This is a genomic window from Acinetobacter sp. ANC_7512, from assembly GCF_056779935.1.
In genome coordinates this window covers 66,562-79,236 of sequence record NZ_JBWYIX010000001.1, presented here as the reverse complement: position 1 = coordinate 79,236, position 12,675 = coordinate 66,562, and the positions used below count along the sequence as shown (strand labels likewise).

Below are 12,675 nucleotides of genomic sequence, written 5' to 3'. Positions count from 1 at the left end.
GGATGAGATCAAATAAGTCACATGCTTTAGGATCGTTTAGGATGCGTTATCAAGTTCGCGTAATTGATGTTAACAATGCGCTACAAAACTATATATGGATTATTGAAGATACTGAAACCCAAGAAATTGCCGTGGTAGACCCTACAGAAGCCAATTTGGTGGTCAACTATTGTGACTCGAATAGTTTAACACTTAAGCAAATATGGCTTACGCACTGGCATAAAGACCATATTGGTGGTGTGCCAGAGTTAATCGCGGAAAAAAATATTGAAGTTTATGGTCCACGCGAAGAATTATCTAAAATTCCATTTATCAGTTGTCCACTCAATCATGATGATGAATTTTATTTTAATGACTTAAAACTTGACGTCATCGCTGTTCCTGGCCATACCTTAGGTCATATCGCAATATTTGCAGATGAAATCGACAGTTTATTCTGTGGAGATACCTTATTTGCAATGGGATGCGGACGCCTTTTTGAAGGAACGGCTGAACAAATGTATCAATCACTTAACCGACTGTCAGCGCTCCCTCCAAGAACTCAAGTCTACTGTACCCATGAATACACGCTCTCAAATGCACAATTCGCTTTGCAAGTAGAACCTGAGAATAAGGCACTGCAAGAACGATTTGAGCAAGTTCAGAAACTTCGAGATCAAAATCAAATAACCTTACCTTCCACCATTGAAATTGAACTTGAGACCAATCCTTTCTTGCGCGTCAACAGTGCTGAAGAATTTAAACGTATTCGGGAAATGAAAGATAATTTCTAAATTTAGCATTATCTATTCAAAATACAGGGGTTTATTACTGAGCGATATTCGCTCAGTTTTTATACCCTTCAGACAAATCATTCTCTTCTTTATCTTAAAGCTTTAACAATATGATCAAATTCTGTCTTGTAATTGCATGAAATATATACTTATTTATAGAATTAAAATATATTTACATTAATTTAGGTTAAAGCCCTTTAAAAAGAACATCATTAACCTTATTAATATTTCATTAGTCAAAGGAGTTGTCTCATGAAGAAAGTGGTCAAAGCAAAAAATTTAATTGCATTCAGAATTTGGTTAGAAAAATTAGGTTATTCCGTTCGAAATTTAAAGGATAACCAAGGCTTCACTTTCAGCTTTAAAAAAGAATATGGTTTAGTGACATGTGACTTATCTGGAAATACTCTGGCAATGCAATTAGGTGAAGAATTCGAGGATCACTTAAAAGCTTAATCTCACCTTAATTCAACGGAATGAATACTAAATAGATCATCTAAATATTAACATCGCCTCTTTGTAGGCGATTTTTTTATATTTATATATTTCAGTCTGTATTGATATAAAAATATAGGCAATAAAAAAGCAAGGTATCAAACCTTGCCTTAATATGGTGGGGACGGAGAGACTCGAACTCTCACACCTTGCGGCGCTGGAACCTAAATCCAGTGCGTCTACCAATTTCGCCACGTCCCCTTTGAATACTCAGTCATATTACTGAGCTTCATAAAACTTGGCAGAGGATCAAGGATTCGAACCTTGACGAACGGTTTTGGAGACCGTCATGCTACCATTACACCAATCCTCTATTTCACCTACTTCGGTCGTTCCACCTAGTAAATTACTTGGTGGGGACGGAGAGACTCGAACTCTCACACCTTGCGGCGCTGGAACCTAAATCCAGTGCGTCTACCAATTTCGCCACGTCCCCGATGGCTGTGTATATTATAGAGATCATTATCTCATGACAAGCCCTTTTTTTGAAAAACCTTATTGTTTGACTAAATATAAAACAATTATCCATTTTACTGGTTTTTGTTTAAACAAATTCGCTTAATAACTGTTTTAATTGATAAATATTGTTCAATCTTTGTGATTTATTTTTCATCAACATCTGCTGGAGTACTGGTGTTAAGTCAGAAAAAGGCCTAATAATTTCAACTTTTAATTGCTGACAATGCCATTTTGCCCAATCTATATAGCTTTTTTTACGGATTGAGTACTGATTTAACCATTCTAACCAAATAATACCGAGTGCATATATATCTGATGCTTGTGATTTTGACTCACCATGAAACAACTCAGGCGCCATATACCTTGGTGTTCCATGCGTAGAAACTTGAGGATGGCACTCAAAGTGAAACATCTGTTCAAAATCAATTAATTTGGGTTGACCATTGAATATTCTAAAATGTTCTCTTTTGAGATCTGCATGGACCAATCCTTGCTCATGAATCGATAGTAATGCATCTAGACTATGTAATAATAAATTGACCACATTTGAAAACTCATTGTGTGGGAAGGTCTGCATTTGAATATAGACAGAATTTTCTACTTCAAATAACGGCGCCGCATTTTCTATCAGAATCAATGATGAAGAATCATGTTTTGATATACGTGTATTGAATCTACTGTTTTCGTCATACACGATCTCAAACGGCACTAAGATCTTTGAAGAGCGAGTACTGAGTGATTGGTAGTGTTTTATCTCATTGTCGAACCACTGCTCATGCTGTGAACTGATACCCTGCTGTTGTCGCTTAACCCAATACGTTTGGTCATCTATTTCGATACAATAAATTAGACGACCATACTGCTGACTTTGTTCAGAATTAACTGGTTGCCTGAGCAGAGGCTGAATGGTTTGCCACTGTAGATTGTTTTTCAAGAGATTCATTTTGCTGTTTCAGTTGCGTCAGCATATCCAAACAATGTTCAATGGTTTTTCCTATACGCGCATGTGTTTCAATACTGGACAGTTTTGACCAAGTTGCCCGTTCCCCTTCTCTTTGAAGGACTTTAAACAAATGAGGTCGCGGATTTTGTAACATATAATGATAATGTCGCAGACTATAATTACCTACAATATTTAAATCCCCATAATAACGCTGATCAACAATACCATAACCGTGATCCAATAGTCGTCTAATCGTCGGCACACTGCCCATTCGGTCACGAGTGAAATTCATGACATCCATCGCAATCGTTTTACCATGTTTACGCACTAAACGTTGCGGCCAGCTGAGCAGATCTGTTCTAAAACGCTCCGCATCACTTTGCATGAATGGCACAATATGTGGATTCACCTGACTGGCAATGGTGTAATTAATATTGTAGAGACGAGCCATTTTCTCTTGTGGGAAATCACTTCTTACACTGCCATCCACCCAACGAATACTTGCCAAGTATGGTGTATGCACCCCATCATAACGCTTACTGGTCAGTCGAACTGGAGGAAATAAGATAGGAACGGCGCATGATGCCAATACTGCACTCCATACCAGTAAATCTGGCGCAGTATATTTATTCATGATACGAGCATCTTCCTGAGCGACATCATAAGGTGCGACACTGATATTAATATCAAGTCCAGACTTTTCATACGCTTCTTGAAATGTTAAGTCCCCTAAATTTTCCACTAAAAATTTCTTAAGATATCGCACATCAGCAATACCACCATTTCCTCTAAGCAACTCTTTGAAACTTCTGAAATGGAATGCCTCGCTATAAAAGCTCTCTCCTGTCAGCAGCTGATCAATATCTTTTTGATCAGAAACGCCTAACATCGCCGTCATTAACGCACCAGCACTCGAACCTGATAAAACTTTCGGCATCAAATCTTGTTCCATCAGCGCCTTACACACGCCTGTATGAAACAAACCTAATGAGGCCCCACCCGAAAACATCATTGCTGGTTGACCATAGGTCAGTTGACAATTTTTAAAAAAATCAAATTTTTCTTGATGTGTCAAACCTGAACATTCATCCGAAGCGATATAAATTAAACTCTGTGAAACCTCTTCGATATAGTCCTCAATAAGTTTTTTAGTGCCAATATATGTTTGTGTGAACAGCATAGGATGACCAATATTGGCGACATCATGACTCAGGCCTTCTCGCAAAATATAGATAAGATCAATTACACGATGATTCAGCTTGTAACGGCGTAAGAGATTTAAACGATGCGATATAATTTCAGCATCAAAATACGGTGAAGTATTATTAAACTTCCATTCCTGAGCGCCCGTTTCCTCATCCAGCTTTAAGGCAATGTCTTTCCACTCTTCATAGCTCTCCGCACGTTCAAGCTCATGTTGCATTTTTTTAATTCGATACGCTTGATGCGGATTAATTTGACTACGATTGCCTAAAATCATTGAGCTAGTCCTTTGATTTTTATTAGTTCAATTAGTTTTTGTTCAGTTTTTAAACTATGCAAAAAAAGTACAAAATAATCAACTTAATAAAATTTATTTCTTGTATCGACCAGTCACCATAGATTTATCCCTTAGATCAGTTCACATCACTGTCGTCATCATGTAGATTAAACTTGATTTTATTGAATTGTATTTCACAAACAACTATGGCGACTCTAGAACTACCAGATCAACTGTTAACAAAAATTTCTCAACTTATTGATCAACTTAATCACACATTATCTGAACCGAGTCAGGAAATTGATTTCTCAGCACTAGGATACAAATGGCAAAATAAACGGCTGATCCCCATTCAAAAACCTAAAATAATTCATCTTGATGATTTAAAAGGTATCGAAAAACAAAAAGAAAAAATACTGCAAAACACTGAACAATTTTTACAAGGTTTACCTGCAAACGATATTTTATTGACTGGATCTCGTGGAACCGGAAAATCATCTATTGTAAGATCTTTACTGTCAAAATATGCTGACCGTGGTTTACGCATCATTGAAATTGAACGTGATAATCTGTCAGACCTACCAGAAATACAAAAAATTATTGAAGGTCGTCCTGAAAAATTTATCGTGTATTGTGATGACTTAGCCTTTAATGCTGAAGACGAAAATTATCGTAGTTTAAAAAGTGTGTTAGATGGTTCACTAGAGTCAGGTTCTGGCAACTTTATTATTTATGCGACCAGTAACCGCCGCCACCTACTCCCAGAATTTATGCATGAAAACACCCCGATCACTAAAGTAGACGTGCCTCAATATACTGAATTACATCCGCAAGAAGCGATCGAAGAAAAAATCTCATTGTCTGATCGTTTTGGTCTTTGGCTTTCATTCTACCCGATGGATCAAAATCTTTATTTAGAGATTGTAGAGCACTATTTAAAAAAATCTGGTATTGAAATGACACCTGAAGTACGTGCTGAAGCGCTACGTTGGTGCCAAGCCAGAGGTCAACGCTCAGGTCGTTCTGCATTCCAATTTTCAAAACATTGGATCGGTTCTACTCAATTAAAGCGTGATTAAGCATTTACATCAGCTTCTGCAATAAGAAACTAAGATGGAATAACGTCTTAGTTTCTCGACTTTCACTCTTTAAGCTAAGTTATTAGCTTTTATTACGATAAAAGTTAATAAATTATTCATTAATAATTATAAAGATAAAATTAATAATTTAACTCAGTGCTCTCTATCAACATCAAAAAATCTTAAATAAAAAAAATCCCACCATTTATTTTAAGTTGTTGATTTAAATAAAATTTATCAACAAAATAAGAATTAAAAAATAATTTAAATTTAAAACAATATAACATAACAACCATTTTTTTGTTTTTCGAACAAAATCAATGTAACCCAAACTTAACAATTCAAAAATAGTATGAAGGACGCAAATAATTATAGAAAAAGGCTGCATCCATGCTCCAAATTAAAAAATATAGTAACCAACATACACAATCCCCAGATGTTCAAAATATATTAAAAACGCTTCATCAAGCGATCTTCATGACACCAGAGGGTTGTGATTTGAATGACATTGCGCAAGCCTATGCCCCCGATGATGCTGCAAGCAAACGGGTTTTGATCTATTTTGATGAAGAAAAACCTGTTGGATTTTTATGTATGCAACGTTATGAAGTCAAAAAGTTTGACAAGACAATAAATGTTTTTCGTGGTCAAGCAGGTCTTCTTAGCGCCTATCGAAAATCAAATCTGTTAAAATTCCAATACATTTATTTCATTATTTCTCAAATGCTCCGCCACCCAGCACCATCGTATTTTTTTGCTGTGTGTTTACATCCCTCAAGTTATCGTGCAATTACACGATATGCTTTCAAAAAAAATACATGGCCTACTCGCTTAAACCTCAATAACAATACAGAAATGCAAGACCTTTGCACCCTATTCTCTCAGCAATTCAATTATCAACTTTCAAAATCTGGCCATGTTTTTATTTATAACGATGGCCTTGGAGGAACACGCGGTTGTAAGCATGAACACGATAACATGAATGAGGATGCTGAATTTTTTTTGAATCACAATGCCGGATATATCAATGGTGATGGTATGTTAGTGATTGCCAAAATCACTGTCTTTGAGGTGTTTTACCGTTTAATTTGTCATACTTTGGGTAAAATGAATCGCAATAAATATATTCAATGGACAAAACAGCGACAACAATAGTCCCGCTTTAAACGCATCTAGCACATATTGCTCACCACAATGTTGCTTAATCATCGGTAAGAATGCATCACAGGACAGTACACCTGTGGTGCTAATTGCTGCTTGTGGTTGATGTCTTCCAAAAAGCTGTAGAAAAATGATGGAAAACATCCCTCGAATCATATCCACAATTAAAGCTTGAACTGCCAATAAGGGATTTAGTTTTTGTGAAATCATCGCAGCAGACAGACTTGCCCAACCGAATCCAGAAAGCAATACAGCACTTTCATTCCAAATTATCAGCATAAAGCAGGCAAATATTGTATTTGCCAAAACCATTATGATTGGGAGTTTTAAATCATGCCATTGCAATGTTTTGATATTAAAGGCTGATATAAAAACTCCGATCAAAAATAGAATAATGTAGATAAGAACGTTTTGAATACTTAAAGCTATTTGCTCATCTATTAAATCCATTCGATAAGTGAAGATTCCTCCCACAAAAACCAAACTAAGCAAAAGATACACTGTCAATATTTTAATGATATCCTTAATTTGGATTGTTTTACGTTTGCTGTTTTCCTGCTGTTTCTTCTTATAAAATAGTGAACTAAACCAGTAAGTAAATGCGCATACCCCGAGTGCGAGAATAACTAGCTTGCTCAAAACAGCTCTAGGATTTTCTAATGCAAGTAGGTTTGGCGCTGCGTAAACAGTGCAAAAAAATATAAATAAAATCAGGGCTAAAAAAAATACTTGTTCAATGTACTTGTTGGGATGAAATTTACGACCATATAGATAGCCAAAAATGATGATGATAAGATCCAATCAGACTTCCAAAATTATTTTTATACGTATCGCTTAGATTAATTCATAGATATAAAACTTATATGACAAAATGTTTCTTATTGAGCATAGTCATGTCTAATCATTTGTGTCTGCTAGATTTTAAGTTTAAAACTTAATTTCGCCCCGCTATCGTCAATAGTCTAATTCGTTGTTTTGATTTCTCGTACAGTTCAATTTCAATCTTTCGGCGTGTTTAGCGCATCTCTTTAAAACAACTAATCACAATTTTAAAATATCACTCACAATTCTATAATCGTTTTTCATTTCAGATCACCTAATATATTTTTTAAAAGTACAAAAGAGAACGTGATGACTCGCAATCATAACGACCTTGATACCATCCCACATAGAAGCACTCGTGTTTATTCTCAAAGTTTTGATTACTCATTGGACTTTGCAAAAATTAACTTCAGAGAAAGGCCAGAACTCTATCGAATTGGTCGTGGTGAACAGGGTGTATTACTCGTCGAACCCTACAAATCTGAAATTCTGCCCTTTTGGAAATTTGCAGATGAAGATAAAGCTAGAGAGAGTTCTAATAAGATTTATCAACTCTTTCTTGAATATTTAGCAGTCGATGATTTTGTCGGTGCAGATATGGCTCGTAAATTTTTACAAATGGGTTATACCCGAGCGAGACGTTATGCAAACCATAAAGGTGGAAAAAAATATAAAGGTCCTGTACCTAATGACAAAAAAGGTTTAAGTGGTGCTCACGGGCGTGAAGAACTACCACGCCAACAAGAAGACCCTATTAAAGCTGCAGCAGCACGAATTTTTAAAGTGAAATGGGATGAAGCTAAACAGCATTCCCACTATATTGCATTAAAAGAACGATTTAAAAACTCAATTGCGAGTCAATAAATACATTCTCACACCATTTATAATACAAACAAAACTATTTCTTTAATTTTTATTTACAATAGAAAAATAGAAAGTACAATAGCATTTACCAAAAAATGATCACCATTTTTTGCATTTAAAGATAAACAAATCACAAATAATGAGCATGCGCCATGATAACTAAATTTTTAAAATTGGGTTTAATCCTCTCGATGACCACTTTAACAACGACAACTTTTGCCCAACAACACACCGTTTCATTGGGTTATGCTCAGTCTGAAATTGAAAATGCGTTTGATATTCGCGGTGTTCACGCTCAATATCGCTATGAACTCGAGACTCCTTTAAGCGTTATGGCAACAATGTCGTATCAAACTGGTGATGAAACTTGGATTGAACTAGGTGAACGCCAAGATACAGATGTAAAGCATTTTTCTTTGCTAGCAGGCCCTGCATATCGTCTTAATGAGAATTTCAGTGTTTATGGTGTTGTCGGGATCGCGCATTCAAAAGTTGAAAGTTCATATCGCGCCTTGAACATATACGAAAACATGGATCTAAGTGAAACAGCGTTTGCATATGGTGTTGGTATTAATATTAATCCTGCTCCGCAATATGCGATCAATATCGGTTATGAAGGTACTAAAGTTGATGGGGCTAAATTTGATGGGTTCAACATCAGCGCAGGTTATCGTTTCTGATTCTGCTTGAATACATAGAGAATTAAAAAAGAGGCTTTTTGCCTCTTTTTTTGTCAAAATCATTGGATAATGTTTATACATTATTTGGATAGCGAGAAATAGACGAATCCTATATAGCTAGAATAAGTCGTATTATTCTACCTAGGATGTTTCATGCAAAAAAGAAAACTTGGACAAACTGATTTATTCATCGCACCCATCGTATTCGGAGGAAATGTATTCGGTTGGACGGTTGATGAAAAACAAAGTTTCAAAATTTTAGATGCACTGTATGAGCGTGGATTTAACACCATTGATACAGCAGACTTCTATTCCATTTGGGCACCAGGCAATCATGGTGGCGAGTCAGAAACAATCATTGGTAATTGGTTAAAACAAAATCCAAGTAAACGTGAAGACATCGTGCTATTTACTAAAGTCGGTTTAGATATGGGGATTCCCGGCCATCAAGGTTTATCTGAACGATGGATTATGCAAGCAGTTGAAGACTCTCTAAGCCGTTTGAAAACAGATTATCTTGATCTTTATTTTGCACACTGGCCTGATGAAAACACACCTCATGAGGAAACATTATCAGCATTTTCAAAGCTCAAAGATCAAGGAAAAATTCGTGCCTATGGCACTTCTAATTTTTCAGCTGATCAATTAGACGCTTCTATTCAAGCTGCACAAAAGATTGGTGTGCAACATTATCAGGTTCTTCAACCTGAATATAATCTTTACGATCGCGATGTATTCGAACAAACACTGCAACCCATTTGTGAACGCCATCAAATTGGTGTAGTAAGTTTTTATAGTCTAGCTAGTGGATTTCTATCTGGGAAATATTCGTCATTAGACAATATTCAAGGGCGTCAACGTGCAGATACGCTTGTAAAATATTTTGATGAGCGAGGCTTAAACCTTTTAGATAAGCTCAGAGATGTGGCATCGCGCCACAATGCAGCACCTGCTGAGGTAGCTTTGGCTTGGTTACTTGCGCAAAAGCATATTTCAGCACCAATCGCCAGTGCAACAAACCTTGAACAAATTACCCAATTTTCAAATGCAGTGAATCTTCAACTCTCACCAGAAGACATGCAAATTCTTTCAATAGTGTAAATATAAAAAAAGAGGCTATAAGCCTCTTTTTTCTCGTGACCAAACATCTATGCTTCAGTAGGTTTTTTGAGTTCCGTCATCGGCCAACGTGGCGTCGTTGTCACGGCTAAGCCATCATGCTGTCCTGCTTTTAAGCGTTGATATCCAGCAAAAGCAATCATGGCGCCATTATCCGTACATAAAGCCGGTTCAGCATAATATACTTGAGCTTTTATTTTAGCTAAATCTGCTTCAAGACGTTCACGAAGACGCTTATTGGCACTCACACCACCAGCAATAACCAAACGCTTAAGACCACTTTGCTTTAATGCTTTAACTGATTTTTTGACCAATGTATCAACAATAGCCTCTTGAAAACTCGCAGCAATATCAGCGTCTCGGTTTTCATCACCTAATTTTTTCATTTGGACAGAAACCGCTGTTTTTAAGCCACTAAATGAAAATTCCAAACCTTGATGCAACATAGGGCGTGGAAATTCAAAAGCAGTGGCATCACCTTGCTCAGCAAGTTTAGAGATATTTGGACCACCTGGATAAGGCAGCCCCATCATCTTAGCAACTTTATCGAATGCTTCACCCGCTGCATCATCGATTGATTCACCTAAGATTTCATAATGTCCAATATCATATGCCGCCATTAATTGTGTATGCCCACCCGAGACTAACAAGGCGACAAACGGAAATTCCGGTGGAGTGGCTGATAAAAGAGGCGCCAACATATGCCCTTCCATATGATGCACACCAATCGCTGGTTTATTTAACGCAAATGCAAGCGTACGACCAAATAATGCTCCAGTCATGAGTGCACCCATTAGGCCTGGACCACGTGTATAAGCCACCGCATCAATCTCAGATTTTTTGATTTGACTTTCTTCAAGCAATTGATTGATTAAAGGAATTAATTTACGAACATGATCGCGTGATGCCAATTCGGGTACCACTCCACCATATTCAGCATGCAATTTAATCTGACTATATAACACCTGTCCTCTTAAGCCGAGTTCGCTGTCATAGAGTGCGAGACCAGTTTCATCACACGACGTTTCTAAGCCTAAAACGATCATTAAATTGCCTTTAACCCATTTCAAAATATTGCTAAAGCTATTATAGACTTGTGATATGAGATGTAAATGAGTAAAATACTGACCTTCACTTGTGACTCAGCGCAATTCGGCGCTTAGTCTTATCCATAAACTAGAGGATTCTTCATGCCACAAGTTAAATTGAAAGAAGGCGAACCAGTAGACGTAGCTATCCGTCGTTTCAAACGTTCATGCGAAAAAGCGGGTGTTTTAGCTGACGTTCGTAAACGTGAATTCTACGAGAAACCAACTCAAGAACGTAAGCGCAAAAAAGCTGCTGCTGTTAAACGCTACCAAAAGAAATTGGCGCGTGAATCAGTACGTACTACTCGCCTTTACTAAGATTAATTTGTGATTGACTGCTCGGATATATAAATGACTACTTTAAAAAACCAAATTACTGACGTTTTGAAAGCAACAATGCGTGCTAAAGAAATGGATAAGTTAACGGTGATTCGTAGTCTCCAAGCAGCAATTAAGCAAATCGAAGTCGATGAACGCGTAGAACTAGATGATAGTCGAGTTCTCGCGGTCATTGAAAAACAAATCAAGCAACGTAAAGAATCGATTAAAGCTTTTGAAAGCGCTAATCGACAAGACTTAGCTAGTAAGGAACAAGCCGAGGTTGAGGTTTTATCTCAATTTCTACCAGCAGCTATGACTGAGGAAGAACTTGATTCAATTATTGCGCAAACGATTGCTGCGCAACAAGCTACTAGCATGAAAGATATGGGTAAGGTGATGAATTCTCTACGTCCGATCATAGCCGGACGTGCCGATCCTGCACAAGTTTCGAGTAAAATTAAAGCTCAACTTTCTTAACTTTTCGTATTATGTTTGATTTGGTCTATTTAATAATGTCATTAAATAGTCCATTCTAAATCACGTATCCCCGATTTTATTACAACAATACTTTTAGTTTTTCACTTTCTGATTATTTAAACTCACATTGAATATTATATCTTTGTAAAATCTGCATTTCTTTAGATCGCTTCACTTTCTCAACAACATCCTGTTTACTCATTCTAGAGTAGGAAAATGGTAAATCCTTTCGATATTTATCCACCACCTGATAAAAACCATCGACATAAGTTCCAACAATGACACAATATCTTTGAGTCTGATCAAGGCTAAAATGTGTTGTATTTGGTGCTAGCATTTTTAGAAAATGCCTCATATCGGCATTATATTTTTGTGATACAACTTCAATTTCTTGTGTAAATTTAACAGGAAGTGTTTCCGCATGAGTGAACACACCTGCCCCAAACAACATCATAAAAAATAGTGGTAATTTCATTATTAGATTCAATCACATAATTTAAAATATTTATTCATTCATCATTCTAAAAGAATCAAATCACTAAGAATGAATAGTTTCAATAAAGTTAGGTTTGTATTCCTGGAAAAACTCTTCATAAGGTGGCGGTATTTTCCCTTCAACCACAGAACCGAGCCTTAAACGTATAACGCCTGGTAAATCAAGTCGATGTGAATATAAAGGACTTCCACATTCACCACAAAATACTCTTGCCTTTAACTCGGTATGAAAATAAGACTTAAGCACATCTTCACCAGAAATTAACTCGAAGTTTTCAAGCGGGATCGGGCTATTCCATGCAGTAAAACCGCCTTGAGCCAACTGACAGTGCTTGCAATAGCACAAGATACTTTTCTCAAGATCACCATGATAAATATATTGCACCTTTCCACATAAGCATTGACCTTTTATCATTTAA

Annotated in this window: 15 protein-coding genes and 3 tRNA genes; 9 read left to right on the top strand and 9 right to left on the bottom strand. The window is 36.6% G+C overall.

Annotated features, from left to right (window positions below; all coding sequences use genetic code 11):
- Nucleotides 1–41: 41 nt before the first annotated feature.
- Together gloB and AC1M9H_RS00380 are read left to right on the top strand one after the other, a co-directional pair.
- Entirely contained in the window at nt 42–773 is a 732-nt protein-coding gene (gene gloB / locus AC1M9H_RS00385) for a hydroxyacylglutathione hydrolase (RefSeq protein ID WP_481612494.1), read from the top strand.
- A 252-nt stretch (nt 774–1,025) separates the two neighbouring features.
- Nucleotides 1,026–1,229 carry a hypothetical protein gene (locus AC1M9H_RS00380; RefSeq protein ID WP_035267651.1) on the top strand — a complete coding sequence of 68 codons (204 nt, stop codon included), beginning with the start codon at nt 1,026–1,028 and terminating at the stop codon, nt 1,227–1,229.
- 155 nt (nt 1,230–1,384) lie between these two features.
- Here the strand turns inward: AC1M9H_RS00380 and AC1M9H_RS00375 are convergent.
- The 5 genes from AC1M9H_RS00375 to AC1M9H_RS00355 all read right to left on the bottom strand — a co-directional run bounded on the left by AC1M9H_RS00375 (nt 1,385) and on the right by AC1M9H_RS00355 (nt 4,150).
- Nucleotides 1,385–1,469 (bottom strand) — tRNA-Leu (locus tag AC1M9H_RS00375).
- A 38-nt stretch (nt 1,470–1,507) separates the two neighbouring features.
- Nucleotides 1,508–1,581: transfer RNA gene (locus AC1M9H_RS00370), tRNA-Trp, on the bottom strand.
- 38 nt (nt 1,582–1,619) lie between these two features.
- Nucleotides 1,620–1,704, bottom strand: a tRNA-Leu gene (locus tag AC1M9H_RS00365).
- Between the two features lie 108 nt (nt 1,705–1,812).
- Nucleotides 1,813–2,661 carry a protein kinase domain-containing protein gene (locus AC1M9H_RS00360; RefSeq protein WP_481612493.1) on the bottom strand — a complete coding sequence of 283 codons (849 nt, stop codon included), beginning with the start codon at nt 2,659–2,661 and terminating at the stop codon, nt 1,813–1,815.
- Nucleotides 2,606–4,150, bottom strand: a complete 1,545-nt coding sequence (locus AC1M9H_RS00355) for a DUF3336 domain-containing protein (RefSeq protein ID WP_481596886.1) — start codon at nt 4,148–4,150, stop codon at nt 2,606–2,608. Before AC1M9H_RS00355 ends, AC1M9H_RS00360 begins: the two co-directional genes overlap by 56 nt.
- A gap of 206 nt (nt 4,151–4,356) precedes the next feature.
- Between AC1M9H_RS00355 and AC1M9H_RS00350 the strand changes: the two genes are divergently transcribed.
- Nucleotides 4,357–5,229, top strand: coding sequence for an ATP-binding protein (locus AC1M9H_RS00350; protein WP_481591202.1), 873 nt, complete (start codon nt 4,357–4,359; stop codon nt 5,227–5,229).
- A 390-nt stretch (nt 5,230–5,619) separates the two neighbouring features.
- Nucleotides 5,620–6,384 carry a hypothetical protein gene (locus tag AC1M9H_RS00345; protein WP_481595489.1) on the top strand — a complete coding sequence of 255 codons (765 nt, stop codon included), beginning with the start codon at nt 5,620–5,622 and terminating at the stop codon, nt 6,382–6,384.
- Here AC1M9H_RS00345 and AC1M9H_RS00340 read toward each other — a convergent pair.
- Entirely contained in the window at nt 6,313–7,191 is an 879-nt protein-coding gene (locus AC1M9H_RS00340) for a LysO family transporter (RefSeq protein WP_481595490.1), read from the bottom strand. The genes AC1M9H_RS00345 and AC1M9H_RS00340 overlap by 72 nt on opposite strands.
- A 330-nt stretch (nt 7,192–7,521) precedes the next feature.
- Between AC1M9H_RS00340 and AC1M9H_RS00335 the strand changes: the two genes are divergently transcribed.
- From AC1M9H_RS00335 to AC1M9H_RS00325, 3 genes are all read left to right on the top strand, one after another.
- Nucleotides 7,522–8,076: a DUF4385 domain-containing protein gene (locus AC1M9H_RS00335; protein ID WP_481595491.1), complete on the top strand. Its 555-nt coding sequence runs from the start codon at nt 7,522–7,524 to the stop codon at nt 8,074–8,076.
- A 152-nt stretch (nt 8,077–8,228) separates the two neighbouring features.
- Nucleotides 8,229–8,756 (top strand): Ail/Lom family outer membrane beta-barrel protein, encoded by a 528-nt coding sequence (locus AC1M9H_RS00330; protein ID WP_481612492.1) that lies wholly within the window; start codon nt 8,229–8,231, stop codon nt 8,754–8,756.
- A 153-nt stretch (nt 8,757–8,909) separates the two neighbouring features.
- Complete coding sequence (locus tag AC1M9H_RS00325; protein ID WP_481612491.1) at nt 8,910–9,857, top strand: aldo/keto reductase; 948 nt, start codon at nt 8,910–8,912, stop codon at nt 9,855–9,857.
- Nucleotides 9,858–9,904: 47 nt separating this feature from the next.
- On the opposite strand, the gene tsaD is transcribed toward AC1M9H_RS00325, so the two are convergent.
- On the bottom strand, nt 9,905–10,921 hold the full coding sequence (tsaD, locus tag AC1M9H_RS00320; RefSeq protein WP_481612490.1) for a tRNA (adenosine(37)-N6)-threonylcarbamoyltransferase complex transferase subunit TsaD: 1,017 nt from the start codon (nt 10,919–10,921) through the stop codon (nt 9,905–9,907).
- Between the two features lie 144 nt (nt 10,922–11,065).
- Here tsaD and rpsU point away from each other — a divergent pair, with 144 nt between their 5' ends.
- Both rpsU and AC1M9H_RS00310 read left to right on the top strand, forming a co-directional pair.
- A complete protein-coding gene (gene rpsU, locus AC1M9H_RS00315; protein ID WP_001136722.1) occupies nt 11,066–11,281 on the top strand; it encodes a 30S ribosomal protein S21 in 216 nt (71 codons plus the stop codon).
- A 33-nt stretch (nt 11,282–11,314) separates the two neighbouring features.
- Complete coding sequence (locus tag AC1M9H_RS00310) at nt 11,315–11,761, top strand: GatB/YqeY domain-containing protein (RefSeq protein ID WP_035268744.1); 447 nt, start codon at nt 11,315–11,317, stop codon at nt 11,759–11,761.
- Between the two features lie 112 nt (nt 11,762–11,873).
- Here the strand turns inward: AC1M9H_RS00310 and AC1M9H_RS00305 are convergent, their stop codons facing one another.
- On the bottom strand, nt 11,874–12,236 hold the full coding sequence (locus tag AC1M9H_RS00305; protein ID WP_481591206.1) for a hypothetical protein: 363 nt from the start codon (nt 12,234–12,236) through the stop codon (nt 11,874–11,876).
- A gap of 63 nt (nt 12,237–12,299) precedes the next feature.
- Entirely contained in the window at nt 12,300–12,671 is a 372-nt protein-coding gene (locus AC1M9H_RS00300; RefSeq protein WP_180027612.1) for a GFA family protein, read from the bottom strand.
- Nucleotides 12,672–12,675: the final 4 nt, after the last annotated feature.